Origin of the sequence: Acinetobacter sp. TWP2-2-3 (genome assembly GCF_049896445.1) — a bacterium.
Classification (GTDB): domain Bacteria; phylum Pseudomonadota; class Gammaproteobacteria; order Pseudomonadales; family Moraxellaceae; genus Acinetobacter.
The window spans coordinates 20,898-38,979 of the sequence record NZ_JAFCUI010000001.1 but is presented as its reverse complement, the minus strand read 5'-3'; the positions used below and the strand labels follow the sequence as shown (position 1 = coordinate 38,979).

Sequence of the window (18,082 nt, the reverse complement as noted above, 5' to 3'; positions counted from 1 at the left end):
CAGCAAAATGCAAGGAATTGAAAACATGACAACCATTACTTTACCAGCATTACCTTATGGCTACGAAGATCTTGCTCCACACATCAGCAAAGAAACTTTAGAATACCATCACGACAAACACCACAATACGTATGTGGTTAACCTGAATAACCTGATCGCTGGTACTGAGCTTGAAGGCAAAACTCTAGAAGAAATTATTACAGCAACTGCTGGTGATGCTTCTAAAGCAGGTGTTTTCAATAACGCGGCTCAAGTTTGGAACCACACGTTCTACTGGAACTGTATGGCTAAAAACGGTGGCGGTAAAGCAACTGGTACTTTGGCTGCGAAAATTGACGAAGCATTCGGTTCTTATGAAAAATTTGCTGAAGAATTTGCTGCTGCTGCAACTACTCAATTTGGTTCAGGTTGGGCTTGGTTAGTGGCTGACGAAGTAAACGGTCAGCTTTCTATCATGAAAACTTCAAATGCTGATACGCCAATGGCGCACGGTAAAATTGCAGTGTTGACGATTGACGTTTGGGAACACGCTTACTACATCGATTTCCGTAATGCTCGTCCTAAGTACATCTCTACTTTCCTAGAAAGCCTAGTAAACTGGGATTATGCAAATGCGAAATATGCAGGTCAGCCTGCAGGTGTTGAGAAATAATTTTTTATTTCTTTGCTAAAAAAATCACCCATTTCGGGTGATTTTTTTATTTTTAGGCTCTAAATGAATATTTATGAAGCAAACAATTCATTTCTTTACATTAATTGATTGACGACCTGGTTATTCATCCCTAAAATGCCGATCAGATTCTCCAATAGCTCAGTCGGTAGAGCGACGGACTGTTAATCCGCAGGTCCCTGGTTCGAGCCCAGGTTGGAGAGCCATCTATTCTTCCATAGCTCAGTCGGTAGAGCGACGGACTGTTAATCCGCAGGTCCCTGGTTCGAGCCCAGGTGGAAGAGCCAAAATTTTGAAGAAACCCACTCATTGCGAAGTGGGTTTTTTTATAGCTGTATTTTTTAAATTGAGATCATATTGATTTATATGCGCGATCAACCGCTCATTTCTTATGCTCCAGATCACTTATCAAAATTAAGGCTGATCACGATTTTGCTGTTAGGGCCGGTTTACATAAACATAACAGTTTGAACTACAAACCTTTTCGACTATTTTTAAAACACTTGATTCAATTTATGCTGCTTTTTTCTAAAAGTGCCTTGACCCCTTTTCAAATCTCTCTATAATCGCTGTCAGATTCTCCAATAGCTCAGTCGGTAGAGCGACGGACTGTTAATCCGCAGGTCCCTGGTTCGAGCCCAGGTTGGAGAGCCAATCTATTCTCCCATAGCTCAGTCGGTAGAGCGACGGACTGTTAATCCGCAGGTCCCTGGTTCGAGCCCAGGTGGGAGAGCCAAGATTCTGAAGAAACCCACTCATTGCGAAGTGGGTTTTTTTATTCTCCCCTTTTGTGATCTGTGTTTAATTTGAGTCAGTTTATATTTTTTGTGATTGGCTGCCTGGCAACTTTTGCATTAGTTTGCCTGCTCTTGCCGCATCTCTTCACCCGTCAAAAGAAATTCTATCCAAAGCGCGTCATTACTGCTTTTGAAAGCAGGATGTTTACACGTCTGAAAGATGCCTTTCCCCATCATCACATTCTTGCACAAGTCGCATTTAGCGCTTTGATCACGCACGATCAGATGAAAATGCGTAATCAATTTAATCGTAAAGTTACAGACTTCGTAGTACTTGATCGTGAATATAATGTAGTGGCGATTGTCGAACTGGATGATCCGAGCCATATTGGCAAAGAGCAGGAAGATGCTGAACGTGATGCGATGCTGATTGCAGCAGGCTATACCGTGATTCGATACACTCAGATTCCAACTATCAGACAACTGCAAAGGGATTTAAAATAAATTAAGCTGCAATTTCGATATTTCTCGCTGCAGCTTGAATTGGATTAATCAAAGCCTCCTGCTCCGCTTTTAATTTCTCGGCAGCTTTTCATGCTTCAAAACTAACCTATCCTCGTCCAATTTAGCGTCTCATCACAAGCATTCTCAGTTAAACCTGCCTTTCTGCAGAACTAGGGTGATAAAGTTTAAATTATCGCTCTATAATCCTTTCGAAAACAAAATATAAGTCAGATGACCTGATCGGCCTGTTCCATTTCCGGCCATCATCACCTTGCTTATTTTTGGCGTTGTTTTTTTATTCAGTGATCGTTTATTTATGCAAAATTCTATTCGTATTGGTATCGCGGGTTACGGTAATCTTGGCCGCGGTGTTGAAACTGCCATCCAAAAAAATCCTGATATGCAGCTTGTCGGTATTTTTACTCGCCGCTCACCAAGCAGCGTCTCTCCTTGCTTTGCAGAAACTCAAGTGTATAGCATGGATGCACTATTAAATGATTTTAGCGATAAAATTGATGTGCTGATTCTTTGTGGCGGCTCTAAAGATGACTTGCCACAACAAGCGCCTATCTTTGCAAGTAAATTCAATACTGTAGATAGTTTTGATACGCATGCACGTATTCCGGAATACTATGCTGCAGTCGATGCACCTGCCCTTGCTAACAAAAAAACAGCCATGATTTCTATTGGCTGGGATCCTGGCATGTTCTCGATTAACCGTTTATTTGGTGAAGCGTTATTACCAGATGGTGAAACTTATACTTTTTGGGGTAAAGGCTTAAGCCAGGGACATTCAGACGCGATCCGCCGTGTAGCAGGTGTGAAAGCTGGTGTGCAATACACCATTCCATCTACTGACGCGATTGAACAAGTCCGCAGTGGCGCACGACCTGAGTTAAGCACCAAAGACAAACATCATCGTGACTGTTATGTGGTATTGGAACAAGGAGCTGATGCAGCAACAGTTGAACAAACCATCGTCAGCATGCCTGATTATTTTGCCGATTATAATACGACTGTGAATTTTATCAGTGAGGAAACTTTACTGAAAGATCATCAGGATATGCCACATGGCGGTTTTGTCATCCGTAGTGGTAATACCAGTGATGCACAAAAACAGGTGATTGAGTTTTCTTTAAAGCTGAATAGCAATCCTGAGTTTACCGCAAGTGTGTTAGTGGCTTATGCCCGTGCCTGCTACCGTCTGAATCAAACCCAGCAATATGGTGCTAAAACAGCATTAGATGTAGCACCTGCTCTACTTTCAATTAAATCTCCTGAGCAATTGCGTAAAGAATTGCTTTAAGATGATTTAAATATAGCCACCGATCGGATGATGGGTGGCTATATTTTTCTGTTGAAAAGCGCAAATTACTTCATCAAGAAATATCGAATATCTACAATCGAGTGAGATAGTTTTCGACAAATGAGCAATTATCTACTACACAGACATTTGCAGTATTAGACAAGTGCAAAGGGATTTTAGATAGATTAAGGTGCTGTTGCACTACTTTCAGACGCAGCTTGTATTGAATTTGCCTTAGCATCCTGCTCTGCTTTGAGCTTTTCCGCAGCTTCTCGTGCTTCAATACGTGCAATCATATCTGCCTGCTGCTGCTTGTATTTTTCCTGATTTTTAGCATCACTATTCACTGCAAGAAATGCCATACTAATTAAAAATACCGGAATACAAAGTGCAAGCGTACCGAAGATCAATAGCTTTTTTATACTGCGGGGCTGTGGCTGCTCGGACATAACAAACCTGCTTTGACAATCATTTAACTTTCACCCCTACTATAACAAATTAAAGCTCTTGCTCAAATTTTGAAAATGCGAAAATAAAAAAGGAGCCCTAGCTCCTTTTAATATCTTCGCTTTTATTTTTACTTCGCTGGCATATTTTCTTCAATGAATTCTACAAGCTCTGTATTTTTTAAAACGATTGCTTGAGTATGTGATGCACCATCAACTCCTAGGAAAGTCACATCCGTACCCAAAGCCGCCAAATTCTTTTGCAAGGCATCTGTAACATCATAAGGTACTGCCATATCTTCTTTACCCTGAATAATCATTACCGGTACATTTATTTTTTTGGTAGCAGGCTGATTATCCCTTAAGAAATTTTTCACAGATAAATTTTGATCAAAATTATCAGTCAGCCCTGGATAGTCCACCACTGTTTTCCCAGGATTTTGCTGTAACCATTGATCTATATCCGTACTAAAAGCTGTCATTAAATTTTCTAAACACAGACCATTTTCACCAGTAGTACCTTCAGCACGTTCTGCAACCAGCTCAGATGTGCTTTCAAAGATATCTTGATAAGCAAAATTTGGCTCATAGGCTTTTATTCCAACACCGACATAGGCTGCATAGGCAAGAAGTTCTGAATAAACAGCTTTCGCAGTTCCTGGTTGAACGGCACCAGCACCTTCACCTAAAATCAATTTATTTAAAGCTTGCGGTGCAACTGTACCAATAATATAGCCCAAACTAGATGCAGGTGCTGCTGCAACTGCTGCTTTATAATTTGGATCATTCCCTGCAAACTCTGCTGTACCCAAAGATGCATGTCCACCCTGTGATTGCCCCACAGATACCCATGCACCATTAAATTTATCGCCTTGCTGCTGCTTAAACCCTTTCACTGCATAGATTGCAGATTGTGCGGCACTCTTTAAATGCAGATAAGGATGAATCCCTCGAGTTCCTAAACCCTCATAATCAGGTGCAACGATGACATAACCTTTGGCGAGTAAACTCTCGGCCATTATTTTAAACCGTGGATTAAGAATATTTGAACTTGGTGCACAGCTATCACCACTCCCAACAGTTCCATGCTCCCACACCACTACACGCCAACCGTCTCTCGGTTGTGGAGTTCTAGGATAGATAACCAATGCTGTAGCTTCTGCTGTATTTCCCTGCACATTTGGCATGTTATATCGCATAACTCGAATACTTGATGCTTGGGTTATGACATCCTTGGTATAGGCTTGTTCACTCAAAAAAATCTTTGGCTGGGGGACAAAGATATCATTGTTATCATCATCGCCACACGCAGATAAAAACAGTACTGAAGAACACAGTACGCCCAACATTAATTTCTTATAACCATTCTGCATATTTCTATCCTTTTATTGTTATTCCCTATCTCTTTTTATCGAGATCACTCAAAATTAAGCATAAAAAAAAGCATCCTTATAGGACGCTTTTGTTATTAGCCGATAGATGGTTAGTACCAAAGAGCCAGAAAAATTCCAGAAAAGATTATGAATCCAATCCAGCGGTTATGCCTAAACGCCCAGAAACACAAATGTGGATTTTTATCTCGAGTTTTAAACCATTGGTAAATAAAATCGAGAGCGACAACAATTAATGCAGCCAAACCAAATGGAATCAGTAAATTTTCTAGCCAAAGTGCTACAGCAATCAAAAGAATACTAATGGCCTGCAAAGCGCTAATGATCTGAATATCATATCGACCAAATAAGATCGCGGTTGATTTCACCCCAATCTTTAAATCGTATTCACGATCTGCAATTGCATATTGGGTATCATAGGCTACGGTCCAGGCCAGATTACCAAAATATAGAAGCCAGCAGGTTAAATCCGGCGTTTGTCCAACTGCGGTATAAGCCATCGGAATCGACCAGGAAAATGCTGCACCCAAAAAGACTTGAGGTAAATGGGTATAGCGCTTCATAAAAGGATAAATAAACGCTAAAAATAAAGCCCCAAATGACCAGTAAAAAGTTTCGATTGGCAGAAAAAATAGTAGGCAGGCACTGGCAGACACCAAAACCAGAAATACCATCACAGCTTCTTTGGCACTGATAATCCCAGTCGCTAGCGGACGGTTTTTAGTACGCTCCACATGTGCATCGACTTTACGGTCAGCAAAATCATTAATGGCACAACCTGCCGCCCGCATAAAAATCACACCCAAAATCATGGGAATTAAAATTTCAATACGTGGCATGCCCTGAGCTGCAATCCACAGCGCCCACATGGTAGGCCAAAAAACCAGTTCAGTCCCAATCGGTTTATCAAAACGACAAAGATAATAATAGGCGCTAAGACGCTCACGCCAGGTGATTGCTTGTGCGGTTGCCATAAAAATCAAGCCCGTGAATTTTGTATAAAGTGTTCAAATGCCGGTAAAAATGTTTCTTGTACGATAAATTTACAGCCGTGCCAAGTATAGCAGCTCTGACGGGTCCAGCCCTCATCTAAAAGTACCACCCGGCGCTGGCACAGTGGATTAGTGCGCTGAAACAGAAACCAGCCAATCGGTTTGGTGCCAATATGCTGAAAAATTCGGGCTTTTTTTTGCAGGCTTAAAATCGGAAAGATGCTTTTGGCTTTCACCCAAGGAGACTGTTCCGAGCCGTAGAGATAACTTTCACGCACCCAGGAAGTATGCTGATGTGACATCTGCATCCATTTGGCATTGGCAAAGCTTAAACGCTGAAAATGCTCTTGAATTGGCTCGACATGGAATTGTCCTTGCGCCAAATCGGTCAGTTGTTGCGTGAGTGAACCCGATGCATACAGCCACGGTTTTAACTCAGCAGGCAGAGTTGACAGCAACACACGCTGATTTTGATTTCTAGAACGACTATTCATTGTTAACAGTTATCTGTTTTTGCAATGATTTCATATTTGCCTTGTGGGGTTTTAATTAAAATAAAACCTTCAGCACTCAAATAAAATGATTCTGGATAAGCATAATCCAGCGCTATTTCAGGATTTTTCAGCGCCACAAATTGAGCCTGCTTATAACCCTCGGGGGTCCGCCCCACTTCAAGATAAGTCACTTCAGAGAAGTTCAACTTAAAACCTTTGTTATGATCTTTTGGATCAATCCATGGATAAAAGCTGGTGTGCTTTTTACGTTGTGCCATTTAAGCCCATCAATCATTTAAAATTATAAATAGATGATACAAAAAAACCCGCGACATGCGCGGGTTTTCTTCGCTTTAATTCGTGATGAATTACAAGCTGTAGTACATATCAAATTCAACTGGGTGAGTAGTCGTGTTTAGACGACGAACTTCTTCAGTTTTAAGCTCGATATAAGCATCAAGCATTTCTTTCGTGAACACGCCACCTTTTAACAGGTAATCATGATCCGCTTGAAGTGCTTCAAGCGCCATATCCAGGCTATGCGCCACTGTAGGGATTTTCGCTTCTTCTTCAGGAGGAAGATCGTACAAGTTCTTGTCAGCAGCTTCACCCGGGTGGATCTTGTTTTGAATACCGTCAAGACCAGCCATCAACAATGCCGCGAAACCTAGGTACGGGTTCATCATTGGATCTGGGAAACGCGCTTCAATACGCTTGCCTTTCGGGCTAGACACGTAAGGAATACGGATAGATGCAGAACGGTTACGCGCTGAGTAAGCAAGCATAATCGGTGCTTCGAAATGTGGAACCAAACGCTTATACGAGTTTGTAGAAGGGTTGGTGATCGCATTCAAAGAACGAGCATGTTTAATTACACCACCGATGAAGTACAACGCCATTTCTGAAAGGCCTGCATATTCATCACCAGCAAACAGGTTTTTGCCGTCTTTAGAGATCGACATATGCACGTGCATACCAGAACCGTTATCACCCACCATTGGTTTAGGCATAAAGGTTGCTGTTTTTGCATATTGATGCGCAACGTTCCAAACCGCATATTTGAACTGTTGAACTTCGTCTGCTTTACGCACCATAGTGTTGAAGCTCACACCAATTTCTAACTGGCAAGAAGCAACTTCGTGGTGATGTACTTCTACACGACCTGGACCCATGATGTCTTCGATACGCGCACACATGTCTGCACGCATGTCATGTGAAGAATCTACAGGAGGAACTGGGAAGTAACCGCCTTTTACGCGTGGACGGTGACCAGAGTTACCGCCTTCGTAGTCTTTGTTAGTTGACCAAGCAGCTTCTTCAGCGATCAATGTATGGCGCGCGCCAGACATGTCGATTTCCCATTTTACTTCGTCAAATACGAAGAATTCTGGTTCTGGACCAAAGAATGCAGTGTCACCGATACCGGTAGATTTCAAATATTCTTCTGCACGGCGCGCAATCGAACGTGGGTCACGATCATAACCTTGACCAGTTGATGGCTCGATTACGTCACAAGTTACAACAACTGTTGGCTCTGCAAAGAACGGGTCGATAAAACCTGTTGCCGCATCCGGACGTAAAATCATGTCCGATGCTTCGATGCCTTTCCAACCTGCAATTGAAGAACCGTCAAACATTTTGCCGTCTTCAAATGTATCTTCATCAATACTGTCTGCTGGGTAAGTGACGTGTTGTTCTTTACCCTTGGTATCAGTAAAGCGAAAATCGACCCATTTTGCGCCACTTTCTTGTATGAGTTGAAGGACCTTGTTCGCCATGCTCATTTTGCTCCGATGTTTTTGTTGCACCCGTGAAGTGCGTGTTAGCAGTTGATAGTTATTAAGCAATTACCGTACCAACTTTTAAAAGTATAGATAAAATCTTGAAATCTTTATAAGAAATCATGAAGTGACAAAAATACTTTGCGGCTATTATACTAGCTGCAAAACTAAATGCACCATATTCAAGCATTCTTCATTTATTTTATTTCAGCTTTATTTTTTAGCGCACCTAAATAGTGCATGTATCTATAAAGATGTATGAGAAACATAGCTTTTTATAGCAAATATGCTGCTTTTTCTTACTTTTGTTATGTTTTTACTTGTTTTTGGCTAAAAATTGAGCGTTTTTTGGTAGATATCAGTAAAGAAAATTTTGCGATTCATTTGGGATTGTATGCCTATTATGAGGCATTTTCTTTAAATCTACTTTCAATAGAAAAGTTTATATAAAGCTTAATTATTCAAGTGATGTTTTTTTCATCAAGCATTTTACCTCTCTTTGATCTCATTTTTTCATTTTTAAGTTTTACTCTAAAAAATATTCGTTTAAAACTTTCTCTGAGTAAGCCTATTACTTTAAATCATGATTAAAATTTTATTTAATTTTCTATAGGTTTTTAAAGCCAATAAATTGATCGAAATTGTTGCGCCGAATGGGGCTATTTTTTGCTATGATGAAGCGTGCTTTATTTTCACACAATGAAATCAATGATTTAGTTGTGTCAGGCAAGTGCTTGCAACACGTATAAATAAAGTACGATCTGGACAACATTAGCACAGTTAAGTGCATTAATTTCAATAGGTTAAGCTCATGCTTTTAATGATCGACAACTATGACTCCTTTACTTATAACATCGTCCAATATTTTGGCGAACTGAATCAAGAAGTAAAAGTAGTCCGTAATGATGCCGTGACATTGGAAGATATAGAGCGATGGCAACCTAAGTATTTAGTGATTGGCCCCGGCCCGTGCTCGCCAAGTGAGGCAGGAATTTCTATTCCTGCCATTCAGCATTTTGCTGGCAAAATTCCTTTACTGGGCGTTTGTCTTGGTCATCAAAGTATTGGGCAGGCATTTGGCGGTGATATCGTGCGTGCCAAACGTGTCATGCATGGCCGTCTGTCTGATATGTACCACAGTGATACCGGGATTTTCAGCAATCTCCCTTCTCCATTTCCTGCAACGCGCTATCATTCACTGGTGATTGATCAAGCCACCTTGCCCGAATGTCTGGAAGTGACCTGCTGGACCAATGAAGCTGACGGCTCTATGGAAGAAATTATGGGTGTGAAACATAAGACATTGCCGGTCGAAGGCGTGCAGTTCCATCCCGAATCGATTCTGAGCCAGCATGGTCATCAAATCTTTAAAAACTTTCTCGAAATTTATGCCTAAGAACACCTTATGAATATTCAACAAGCTTTAAGCAATATTACTAAAAACATTCACCTGACTCAGGATCAAATGCAAGACGTGATGCGTGCCATCATGTCAGGCGAAGCGACCGATGCCCAGATTGGTGCCCTGCTGATGGGCTTACGTCTTAAAGGCGAAAGCATTGATGAGATTACCGCAGCTGCACGTGTCATGCGTGAACTTGCCACTAAAATTGATGTCAGTGACATTCCTTATCTGGTCGATATCGTCGGCACAGGCGGTGACGGTCAAAACCTGTTTAACGTTTCTACTGCCTCTGCATTCGTGATCGCAGCAGCCGGTGCAACTATAGCCAAACATGGTAACCGCGGCGTTTCGACCAAATCAGGTTCGTCAGATTTGTTGGAACAGGCCGGGATTAATCTGGACCTGAATATGCAGCAGACTGAACGCTGTATCCGTGACGTTGGTGTCGGTTTCCTGTTTGCACCGAATCATCATCAAGCCATGAAATATGCAATCGGTCCACGTAAAGAACTAGGGATTCGCAGCATTTTCAATTTACTTGGTCCGCTTACGAATCCGGCTGGAGTAAATCGTTTAGTCATTGGCGTATTCTCTAATGAACTCTGTCGTCCTATTGCCGAAGTCATGAAACAGCTCGGTGCTGAACATGTGATGGTAGTGCATTCACGTGATGGTCTGGATGAAATCAGTATAGCCTCTTCAACTCATGTCGCTGAACTGAAAAATGGCGAAGTCACGGAATGGGACATTATTCCTGAATCGGTCGATATTGAGTCGCAAACCCTGACCGGACTGATTGTGGAAGACTCTGCGCAAAGTCTGGCTTTGATCAAAGATGCGCTGGGCAAGAAGAAATCAGACATCGGTGATAAAGCAGCGAACATGATCGCGCTGAATGCCGGCGCAGGTATTTATGTCTCCGGTTTAACCAGCAGCTATAAGCAAGGTGTTGCACTGGCACATGACATTATCTACGGCGGTCAGGCACTTGAAAAAATGAGTGTGCTGTCTGAATTTACCAAAACCATTAAACATTACGAAGCTTAATTCGGTCAGGGATTTTGATCATGGTGGATATCGCAAACACAATTTTAGGTAAAATTGTTGACCGCAAAAAAGAAGAATTTGCCCTACGTTTAAAGCAGAAAAGTTATAAAGATCTGGAAGAACTGGCACAAGGTGCATCACCTGTGCGTGGTTTTGCCCAGTCTTTACTCTCGAAACGTCCGGGCGTCATTGCTGAAATTAAGAAAGCTTCGCCATCTAAGGGCATTATTCGCGAGAACTTTAACCCTGCGGAAATTGCAGCACAGTATCAGGAGGCAGGTGCAGCCTGTTTATCGGTGCTGACCGATGTAGACTTTTTCCAGGGTCACGATGACAACATTCAGATTGCCCGTTCACATTGCGACCTGCCTGCACTGCGCAAAGACTTTCTGATCGATCCTTATGGAGTTATCGAAGCACGTGCTCTGCATGCAGACTGTATCTTGCTAATTGTGGCTTGCCTGTCTGATCAGCAGTTAGAAGAAATGTCTAAAACTGCATTTGAACATCATCTGGATGTACTGGTTGAAGTTCACGATGAAGAAGAACTATCCCGTGCTTTAAAACTTTCTGATCGTTGTCTGCTCGGTGTAAATAACCGTAATTTAAAAACCTTTGATGTGGATTTAAACACATCATTACGTTTGAAAAAATTACTGGACCCTTCACGCCTGCTGGTGACTGAAAGTGGTATTGCCACACCTGCGGATATTGCGATGATGCAGAAAAATGATATTCACGCCTTTCTGGTCGGCGAAAGCTTCATGAAACAACCACGTCCGGATCATGCTTTCCGCGATCTGTTTGGTGAGCCTGAAGCGGTTTAAAATGTAAATGCTCACCTAAGCATTAAAAAAGCCCAATCTCAGGATTGGGCTTTTTTATTTTCAATATTGAAAAGTAGATCATAGATTCTCGAGCGTATTTAAAATCCTCAGCAATGTCATGAACGCAATTCAGTTCTCCTTTGTCTATTTTCAGACTATAATTCTTGTAAATTCCGCATCTCCCTTGTTTTTACATTATGAGTAAACACGATTCTTCATTATCTAAAGATCAGTACAATCTGCTGAAATCTTTTAAGAAGCAAATTACACAACCGCAAACGCCTGCGGTCGTTGCTGCACCTGTTGAAAAGACTGTCGAGCAAGAAGCGTTAGAAGAACTGGAATTATTCCGCAAGCAAATGCAGGGCGTACAAAAAATTGAATCGGGAAATACGGTTCAACTGGACAAACCACGCAAGAAAAAGCCGGATGCACAAATCTTGGCAAAGCGTGCAGCGGCTACTGGCCCGCTGGAAACAGAGGCAATGGCTTTATCAGATACTCAGGCCATGCTCAATCCTGTCGGCAGTCAGGCCAACTTGAGCTATCGCATCGCCACCTTGCAGCATAAAGTGTTTGAAGACTTGAAAGCCGGTAACTTGCGCTGGTTTGAAGCTGTGGATCTGCATGGCTGTACCGTGGAAGAAGCGCGTCAAGCCGTGCTGCAGATTATCCAGATCGCCAAAGATGAAAACCAGAACGTGATTAAAATCGTACATGGCAAAGGCCCGGAAGCGATTTTAAAAACCTATGTCAACGGCTGGCTGCGCCAGCATCGCGATGTTTTGGCATTTGTCAGTGCACCTGAAAAGCAAGGCGGTACCGGTGCGGTATTGGTTCTGCTCAAACGTGCAGAAAAGAATCCAAAGTTCAAACAGTAAACGGTTTTAGCCTCAAAACAAGGCATTGTAAAAGTTTTCTGCTACAATGCCGTCCTTGTTCATTCTCAGTTTAAGTGAATACGTCATATGACTATGCAGCAATCCTACGCAAACATTCTTACTGCCGTTGGCGAAGATCTAAATCGCCCTGGTCTCAAAGATACGCCTGTGCGCGCTGCGAAAGCATTTTCATATTTAACCTCGGGTTATAGCCAGACACTTGAAGAAGTGACCAACAAGGCGGTCTTCCCTTCCGATAACCGTGAAATGGTACTGGTCAAAAACATCGAATTTTATTCGCTATGTGAGCATCACTTATTGCCATTTTATGGCCGCGTACATATCGCCTATTTGCCAGAAGGTCATGTTTTAGGCCTGTCTAAATTTGCCCGTATTACTGAAATGTTTGCACGCCGTTTGCAGATTCAGGAAAATCTGACTCAGCAAATTGCAGAAGCAGTGGCTGAAGTCACCAAAGCACGCGGTGTTGCAGTAATGATTGATTCTGCGCACATGTGCATGATGATGCGCGGTGTAGGCAAGCAGGAATCAACCACACGTACGGTATCATTTATTGGTGATTTTAAAACCGACAAAGAAACACGTCGTGAATTTTTAAGTGCGGTTCCAGAAAGCTATTAATTATTAAAGCTTAAAAATAAGTTACTCAAAGCCTCGATCATTCGGGGTTTTTTGCTTTTGAAGGAAGAGGATATCAATACTTAATTCAAAAGCTCACTTGCTATAAATAACACCTGGTAACAGGGTTTAAAGACCTGTCCCAAAACTTGCTATGTTTCAGTCTAGAACTCAAACAATTCTTGCTTGTGTTTGCAACAAGCATACACTTGGATACACGATAAAGTTTTAATCCTGCCGCTCTCCCATTAAAGTAATTTGAAGTTGATATACAGCAAAGCGCTTTATATCTTTCTGATTGATTTTTAATGATAAGGAAAGTAACCATGGCGAATAGCAAAAATAACCAGGCGAAAGACAGCAAAAAATCAGCAAAAACTGCTAAAAAGACTCAAGATGAGAAACTGAAAAAGTCGAATAAAAGCAGTGATAAAGACAGTGATCGCAAAGTTACCAAAAAAGCGGCGAGCAGTAAATCTAAAGCGGCATCTTCTAAAAAAGACAATGCCAGCAAAGATGAAAAAGTGAAGGCAAAGAAAAATTCGAGCTCAAAAGCCAGTGATAAAGCGAAAGACCAAAAGACTTCTTCCGCGAAAAAACCGGCTAAAGCAAAAAGCAGCAACAAGAGTAAAGACGACACTAAAGTGAAAAAGTCTTCTTCAAAAAAATCGGCACCTGCTAAAAAGCAGTCGAGCAGCTCCTCTAAGAGCAAGTCAACCAAGGCTAAAACCTCGAAGACCAGTTCGAAAAAATCGAAGTAAAATGAAAAGCCCCTAGCTCTAGAAGACAGGGGCTTTTCTGTATCTTGTCCTTTCGTTTTTATAATTTGTATTAGCTGAAATATCGAATAATTTTAAATTTCAGAAAAGGCCGAATATGAAGCCATCTGCCAAAATAGCTCCACCAAAACGTCCGTCACGTGTAGTTTCGAATAGTTTTGATTATTCTCTGGACTTTGCAAAGGTTAATTTCCGCAAACGACCGGAGCTCTACCGGATTGGCCGTGGTGAACAAGGTGTATTATTGGTTGAGCCTTATAAATCAGAAATCCTGCCACACTGGCGCTTTGCAGATGAAGAAAAAGCACAAGCTAGCAGTGAGAAAATCTATCAGCTTTTTTTGGACTATTTAAAACAAGAAGATTTTATCGGTGCGGACATGGCACGCAAGTTTTTACAGATGGGTTTCACCCGTGCCCGACGTTATGCCAATCATAAAGGTGGCAAAAAATACGATGGCCCGGTTCCGGGGGATAAAAAAGGCTTGAGTGGTGCGCATGGCCGTTCCGAGCTGCCACGTAATCATGAAGATCCGGTTAAAGCCGCTGCTGCCAAAATCTTTAAACAGAAATGGGAGGAAGCTAAAAATCATCCCGAATATCTCCAGCAAAAACAGAAATTTCAGGAATTTATAGAGCAGCAGTCTGCAACTGGCTAAAAACCTTTCATTTAAACTGAGAGTGGCTGTGCGACAGGGTTCAAGGACTGATGAGCCATATAAACTCTGTTACGCCCGTTGTTCTTCGCCATATACAAGGCAGAATCTGCCGCATTCAGGAAGCGCTGATAATCCGGATGTCCATCATAAAGCACACAACCAATACTGACCGTAAATTTAAACTGCTGGCCTTGTGCCGAATTAATCATGCCATTTTCAATATATTTACGAATACTTTCGGCAATATTCAGGGCACGTTTCTCATCAGTATCCACCAGTAATAGCAAAAACTCTTCACCGCCGACCCGGAAAGCATAATCACTGCCCTGACTGTATTTTTGCAATGCTTCGGCCAGAAATTTCAAGGCCAGATCACCTGCTGCATGTCCGAATTTGTCATTAATACTTTTGAAATAATCAGCATCAATGGCAAGTAAAGACAAAGGCGTATGATTCTTACGGGAAAAAGTGATTTCACGTGAAATAATCGTATTCAAATAACGACGATTCAATAACTGGGTCAATGAATCATTACCGGATTCAATATATTCGGCCACCTGAAATAACTGATCTACCAACAACTGAATTTCGCGGTTCAAGTCACGGATCTGCTGGATCAGTCCCAGCATATTGTTTTTGTCCGTACAGTCCATAATATCCTGATTAAGTTCATCGACTTGATAAATTCGTTCAATGATTAAATCGACCTGATCAGAACCGGTAAAAGCATAAGAGGCTTTATGGATAAACCATAAACCGAACTCAGACTTGGACAACATCGGATGATTCAATTTCTCATGCTCAGAAAAGACTTTGAACATGAGTTCATTTTCCCAGTCCAGTAATGAGCTACGCTGTTTATCTTTTTGTACGGCCACATCCTGCATCGCTGAAAAAACACGATAACTGTGTTTAATTTCCTGATTCATGGCTGTCTTAGCTTCATAAGATCGGCACATGACTTCTGTGGCAAATCCCATGATCTGGACAATATAACTGCAGGTAGTCAACATACTGTGGTGAGGATTCTCATCCAGCAGTTCAAACATTTTACGCTCAATTTCACGTACACCGCGCATGATCAGCCAGGATGGAATTCCGACACGCGCATGCACATGCCCCACCATCGCCTGTTTCTGCACGGCATCGGCATAGCGTTTATTAATTCCCACACTAAAGCTTTCAAGTAGCCAGGCATTTAAAGTGTCGCGCAAGCGCTGTTGAATCAAGTCATCAGAAAAGAATTCTGCAGATTCCTTTTCAATGAGCATGTTTTTATAGAATTCTTCCACCAGAATCAGGGAATGATCTTGAATAAAGTGAAAGGCATGCAATAAGTCATCAGATGAATAATTTTGACAGATCTGTTCCCATTGCTCGGCCAGTCTTGCCATGCATTCATTATTCATACTGTCTGTTCCCCAAAACCTTGCTATTTTTACTCAAATTATGTGACAAATATAACAAATATCAGGTATTTTTCCTAAAATATCGATCAGATTATTTGTACCAAACCCAGCCAATCTTTTTATACAAGGGAAAACCGAACAGTAGCCTCATGGATACCACAGCACTTTATGAATAGTGCTGATCAGTTTTAACTCAATCTTAAAAATACCGGATCAAACCAAGACTCCATTGATCCCAGTCTTTGGACTGCTGTTGCTGATATTCCCAAGACAGCCGAAGTGCATGTTGTGGATTGAATGCATATTGGAGTTCAGTATTCAGTTTCAGCTGCCAGCGATGCGAATCCTCCCAATAAGGCAGTTCCACCTGCACCAGACTGTTGATCTGATCGCTCCAGATATTCTGGCACCCCACAGTAGGGCCTGCACCTACGCGCCAGCCTTGATCAAGTGCCTTGCCTGCCTGTAGCTGAGTTTGCATTTGTGCATAACATAGATGTTCACGGCTGGCATTTGCCCAGCTATAACCGCCCTGAGTTTTTAAGCTGGCGACGCCATGCTGCTCATCTTCACTAAACTGGCCATGCGCATCCAGTGCCTCCTGTTGCCAGCCCAGATTAAAACCCCAGGATAACGGCGTATTAAACGGATTGACCGGGTTATAGGAATTGACAGTAAATAGATCCAGATGTTCCAGCTTGAGCTCACTGTCACGATATTGCAAAGCCCCATCTAGAAACAGCAATTGTGTGCCGGTTCGAAAACCGCCTTGCGGGTCGATGAGATCATGATAAGCCTGCCGATGTCCAAGCTGGACAAAGGATTCTCCCTGAACCTGTCCGGCCTGAAGACTGATATTCCGTGCATGATGGCTTTGTACCGGATCTATTTTTGGACGTTCAGGCGCTTTACGCTGTTTCTCGATATCCAGCTGACTTCTTAAGCCTAATAACTTGCGGAAACGTGGCTGAGCAAAAGATTCATCAACTTTTTGTCGAAGAAAGTCCAGATATAAATGATCATAGGCCATTTCCAAAATTTTGGCCTGATCTTCTGCCGGATAAGTTTGCAAAATGGAAGACATTACACCTGTTTCTGCATAAGCCAGCTGATGTGCAGTTTTTGCCAGTGCTTTACCATGCTGTCTGGACTGAGCCAGCAATTGAGTTTCAAGCGCTGGACGGTAAACTTTCTGTTTGATCAAGCCCTGTTGTTCTACGACTTTCAGTGTTTCAATCGGAATCGCAGTCGAATTAAACTGTTTTTGTAGATTCAGCTCGGGACGTACCAGATCAAACAGTCCCAGTAAGCGATAAGCGCAATTATCACTGATAAAATAATAAGGGAAACTTACATTTTGCATTTCCCAGAGATGCTGTACCAGAAATCTGGTTTCTTGCGGGCTTAAGTTTAATTCATATTCCCATAAGTCCCGGCTTTCGAAGTCACCATACTCTTTGACCTTGCGGTAATACGGCATCAGTGAATATTCACCCGGATATTGTCCAGTCAGCCCTTTCCAGGCAAAGGACCAGTTGTCATTGCCATCGACCGTCGCAGCATAGTTGACCGCATAAGAAATCAGATTGAGTTGTTGCTGGTCTTTAGGGTCCAGACGCAACAAGGTATGACCAAACATCGAGCTGGGATTACCCATAAAATCCGTGGCATAGATCAGGGTTGCCTGATAAGGCTTGACCTCGCCAATCCATTTATCCAAATCCGGGCAACTGACCGCAGGCAATTGTTGCTCGGAAATATTCAATTGCTGCATTAACCAGCTGCTGCGTGCAGGAAACTTACAGCGGACGGACTGATTCGGCTCTGTGCTCAGGAATAAAGCCTGAATGTTATGCTGCATTTCTTTTTTTAGATCAGTTTTTCCCTGCTCTGCCAGGAAATAGCCCGAATAGTTAACCTCGCTATGACCTTGGGGATTGGCATACATGAGACGTTGCCAGGTAGTGCTCTGATCCAGACGCTGAGTTTCGGCCTGAGCGATATAATGCTGGATGTCTGGATTAATTTCGCTAGAAAAACTTAAAGGGCTGAATGTCAGGCCCAACATGAAGAACGCATATTTCATTCAGTTAACTTATTCTCATCAATTTCTTTT

The 18,082-nt window shown here is 42.2% G+C and carries 18 protein-coding genes and 4 tRNA genes; 14 read left to right on the top strand and 8 right to left on the bottom strand.

Features of this window, described 5'->3' with window-relative positions; genetic code table 11:
• The first annotated feature begins 25 nt into the window (after positions 1 to 25).
• The 7 genes from ACP7AK_RS00220 (at position 26) to ACP7AK_RS00190 (ending at position 3,217) form a co-directional block, all read left to right on the top strand.
• A complete protein-coding gene (locus tag ACP7AK_RS00220; protein WP_004646486.1) occupies positions 26 to 652 on the top strand; it encodes a superoxide dismutase in 627 nt (208 codons plus the stop codon).
• A gap of 148 nt (positions 653 to 800) precedes the next feature.
• A tRNA-Asn gene (locus tag ACP7AK_RS00215) sits at positions 801 to 876 on the top strand.
• A 5-nt stretch (positions 877 to 881) separates the two neighbouring features.
• Positions 882 to 957, top strand: a tRNA-Asn gene (locus ACP7AK_RS00210).
• A 291-nt stretch (positions 958 to 1,248) separates the two neighbouring features.
• Positions 1,249 to 1,324, top strand: a tRNA-Asn gene (locus tag ACP7AK_RS00205).
• Between the two features lie 6 nt (positions 1,325 to 1,330).
• Positions 1,331 to 1,406: transfer RNA gene (locus ACP7AK_RS00200), tRNA-Asn, on the top strand.
• A 61-nt stretch (positions 1,407 to 1,467) separates the two neighbouring features.
• Positions 1,468 to 1,911: a DUF2726 domain-containing protein gene (locus tag ACP7AK_RS00195; RefSeq protein WP_168730734.1), complete on the top strand. Its 444-nt coding sequence runs from the start codon at positions 1,468 to 1,470 to the stop codon at positions 1,909 to 1,911.
• A 316-nt stretch (positions 1,912 to 2,227) separates the two neighbouring features.
• Positions 2,228 to 3,217 (top strand): diaminopimelate dehydrogenase, encoded by a 990-nt coding sequence (locus tag ACP7AK_RS00190; RefSeq protein ID WP_425877938.1) that lies wholly within the window; start codon positions 2,228 to 2,230, stop codon positions 3,215 to 3,217.
• A 185-nt stretch (positions 3,218 to 3,402) separates the two neighbouring features.
• Here the strand turns inward: ACP7AK_RS00190 and ACP7AK_RS00185 are convergent, their stop codons facing one another.
• The 6 genes from ACP7AK_RS00185 to glnA form a co-directional block, all read right to left on the bottom strand.
• Positions 3,403 to 3,666, bottom strand: a complete 264-nt coding sequence (locus ACP7AK_RS00185; RefSeq protein ID WP_253175248.1) for a hypothetical protein — start codon at positions 3,664 to 3,666, stop codon at positions 3,403 to 3,405.
• A gap of 128 nt (positions 3,667 to 3,794) precedes the next feature.
• Positions 3,795 to 5,036: a lipase family protein gene (locus tag ACP7AK_RS00180; protein ID WP_253113860.1), complete on the bottom strand. Its 1,242-nt coding sequence runs from the start codon at positions 5,034 to 5,036 to the stop codon at positions 3,795 to 3,797.
• Between the two features lie 110 nt (positions 5,037 to 5,146).
• Positions 5,147 to 6,028, bottom strand: a complete 882-nt coding sequence (gene ubiA / locus ACP7AK_RS00175; RefSeq protein WP_253159093.1) for a 4-hydroxybenzoate octaprenyltransferase — start codon at positions 6,026 to 6,028, stop codon at positions 5,147 to 5,149.
• Between the two features lie 5 nt (positions 6,029 to 6,033).
• On the bottom strand, positions 6,034 to 6,540 hold the full coding sequence (locus ACP7AK_RS00170) for a chorismate--pyruvate lyase family protein (RefSeq protein WP_155861875.1): 507 nt from the start codon (positions 6,538 to 6,540) through the stop codon (positions 6,034 to 6,036).
• A gap of 2 nt (positions 6,541 to 6,542) precedes the next feature.
• Positions 6,543 to 6,818, bottom strand: coding sequence for a hypothetical protein (locus ACP7AK_RS00165; protein ID WP_004279642.1), 276 nt, complete (start codon positions 6,816 to 6,818; stop codon positions 6,543 to 6,545).
• Between the two features lie 90 nt (positions 6,819 to 6,908).
• Positions 6,909 to 8,324, bottom strand: coding sequence for a type I glutamate--ammonia ligase (glnA, locus tag ACP7AK_RS00160; RefSeq protein WP_004279641.1), 1,416 nt, complete (start codon positions 8,322 to 8,324; stop codon positions 6,909 to 6,911).
• Positions 8,325 to 9,132: 808 nt separating this feature from the next.
• Here glnA and ACP7AK_RS00155 point away from each other — a divergent pair.
• The 7 genes from ACP7AK_RS00155 (at position 9,133) to ACP7AK_RS00125 (ending at position 14,557) form a co-directional block, all read left to right on the top strand.
• The gene (locus ACP7AK_RS00155; protein ID WP_004646400.1) at positions 9,133 to 9,717 is read left to right on the top strand and encodes an anthranilate synthase component II; all 585 of its coding nucleotides are present in this window, start codon (positions 9,133 to 9,135) and stop codon (positions 9,715 to 9,717) included.
• 9 nt (positions 9,718 to 9,726) lie between these two features.
• Entirely contained in the window at positions 9,727 to 10,773 is a 1,047-nt protein-coding gene (trpD, locus tag ACP7AK_RS00150) for an anthranilate phosphoribosyltransferase (protein WP_180037816.1), read from the top strand.
• A 20-nt stretch (positions 10,774 to 10,793) separates the two neighbouring features.
• Positions 10,794 to 11,600 carry an indole-3-glycerol phosphate synthase TrpC gene (gene trpC, locus ACP7AK_RS00145; RefSeq protein WP_425877933.1) on the top strand — a complete coding sequence of 269 codons (807 nt, stop codon included), beginning with the start codon at positions 10,794 to 10,796 and terminating at the stop codon, positions 11,598 to 11,600.
• Positions 11,601 to 11,797: 197 nt separating this feature from the next.
• Entirely contained in the window at positions 11,798 to 12,481 is a 684-nt protein-coding gene (locus ACP7AK_RS00140; protein WP_005246851.1) for a Smr/MutS family protein, read from the top strand.
• Between the two features lie 93 nt (positions 12,482 to 12,574).
• Positions 12,575 to 13,123 (top strand): GTP cyclohydrolase I FolE, encoded by a 549-nt coding sequence (gene folE / locus ACP7AK_RS00135; protein WP_004730181.1) that lies wholly within the window; start codon positions 12,575 to 12,577, stop codon positions 13,121 to 13,123.
• 323 nt (positions 13,124 to 13,446) lie between these two features.
• Positions 13,447 to 13,881: a hypothetical protein gene (locus tag ACP7AK_RS00130; protein WP_004646396.1), complete on the top strand. Its 435-nt coding sequence runs from the start codon at positions 13,447 to 13,449 to the stop codon at positions 13,879 to 13,881.
• A 115-nt stretch (positions 13,882 to 13,996) separates the two neighbouring features.
• Positions 13,997 to 14,557: a DUF4385 domain-containing protein gene (locus tag ACP7AK_RS00125; RefSeq protein WP_425877930.1), complete on the top strand. Its 561-nt coding sequence runs from the start codon at positions 13,997 to 13,999 to the stop codon at positions 14,555 to 14,557.
• Between the two features lie 11 nt (positions 14,558 to 14,568).
• On the opposite strand, the gene ACP7AK_RS00120 is transcribed toward ACP7AK_RS00125, so the two are convergent.
• Together ACP7AK_RS00120 and ACP7AK_RS00115 are read right to left on the bottom strand one after the other, a co-directional pair.
• Positions 14,569 to 15,966: a diguanylate cyclase gene (locus tag ACP7AK_RS00120; protein ID WP_253148672.1), complete on the bottom strand. Its 1,398-nt coding sequence runs from the start codon at positions 15,964 to 15,966 to the stop codon at positions 14,569 to 14,571.
• Between the two features lie 199 nt (positions 15,967 to 16,165).
• A complete protein-coding gene (locus ACP7AK_RS00115) occupies positions 16,166 to 18,052 on the bottom strand; it encodes a DUF4105 domain-containing protein (protein WP_425877928.1) in 1,887 nt (628 codons plus the stop codon).
• Between the last annotated feature and the right edge of the window lie 30 nt (positions 18,053 to 18,082).

Excerpts from the sequence above, each read along its gene's own strand:
- trpC (WP_425877933.1), top strand. The coding sequence starts at position 10,794 with ATGGTGGATATCGCAAACACAATTTTAGGTAAAATTGTTGACCGCAAA.
- folE (WP_004730181.1), top strand. The coding sequence starts at position 12,575 with ATGCAGCAATCCTACGCAAACATTCTTACTGCCGTTGGCGAAGATCTA.
- ACP7AK_RS00115 (WP_425877928.1), bottom strand. The coding sequence starts at position 18,052 with ATGAAATATGCGTTCTTCATGTTGGGCCTGACATTCAGCCCTTTAAGT.
- ACP7AK_RS00130 (WP_004646396.1), top strand. The coding sequence starts at position 13,447 with ATGGCGAATAGCAAAAATAACCAGGCGAAAGACAGCAAAAAATCAGCA.
- ACP7AK_RS00180 (WP_253113860.1), bottom strand. The coding sequence starts at position 5,036 with ATGCAGAATGGTTATAAGAAATTAATGTTGGGCGTACTGTGTTCTTCA.
- glnA (WP_004279641.1), bottom strand. The coding sequence starts at position 8,324 with ATGAGCATGGCGAACAAGGTCCTTCAACTCATACAAGAAAGTGGCGCA.
- ACP7AK_RS00125 (WP_425877930.1), top strand. The coding sequence starts at position 13,997 with ATGAAGCCATCTGCCAAAATAGCTCCACCAAAACGTCCGTCACGTGTA.
- ACP7AK_RS00165 (WP_004279642.1), bottom strand. The coding sequence starts at position 6,818 with ATGGCACAACGTAAAAAGCACACCAGCTTTTATCCATGGATTGATCCA.
- ACP7AK_RS00120 (WP_253148672.1), bottom strand. The coding sequence starts at position 15,966 with ATGAATAATGAATGCATGGCAAGACTGGCCGAGCAATGGGAACAGATC.
- ACP7AK_RS00220 (WP_004646486.1), top strand. The coding sequence starts at position 26 with ATGACAACCATTACTTTACCAGCATTACCTTATGGCTACGAAGATCTT.
- ACP7AK_RS00155 (WP_004646400.1), top strand. The coding sequence starts at position 9,133 with ATGCTTTTAATGATCGACAACTATGACTCCTTTACTTATAACATCGTC.
- ACP7AK_RS00185 (WP_253175248.1), bottom strand. The coding sequence starts at position 3,666 with ATGTCCGAGCAGCCACAGCCCCGCAGTATAAAAAAGCTATTGATCTTC.
- trpD (WP_180037816.1), top strand. The coding sequence starts at position 9,727 with ATGAATATTCAACAAGCTTTAAGCAATATTACTAAAAACATTCACCTG.
- ubiA (WP_253159093.1), bottom strand. The coding sequence starts at position 6,028 with ATGGCAACCGCACAAGCAATCACCTGGCGTGAGCGTCTTAGCGCCTAT.
- ACP7AK_RS00190 (WP_425877938.1), top strand. The coding sequence starts at position 2,228 with ATGCAAAATTCTATTCGTATTGGTATCGCGGGTTACGGTAATCTTGGC.
- ACP7AK_RS00140 (WP_005246851.1), top strand. The coding sequence starts at position 11,798 with ATGAGTAAACACGATTCTTCATTATCTAAAGATCAGTACAATCTGCTG.
- ACP7AK_RS00170 (WP_155861875.1), bottom strand. The coding sequence starts at position 6,540 with ATGAATAGTCGTTCTAGAAATCAAAATCAGCGTGTGTTGCTGTCAACT.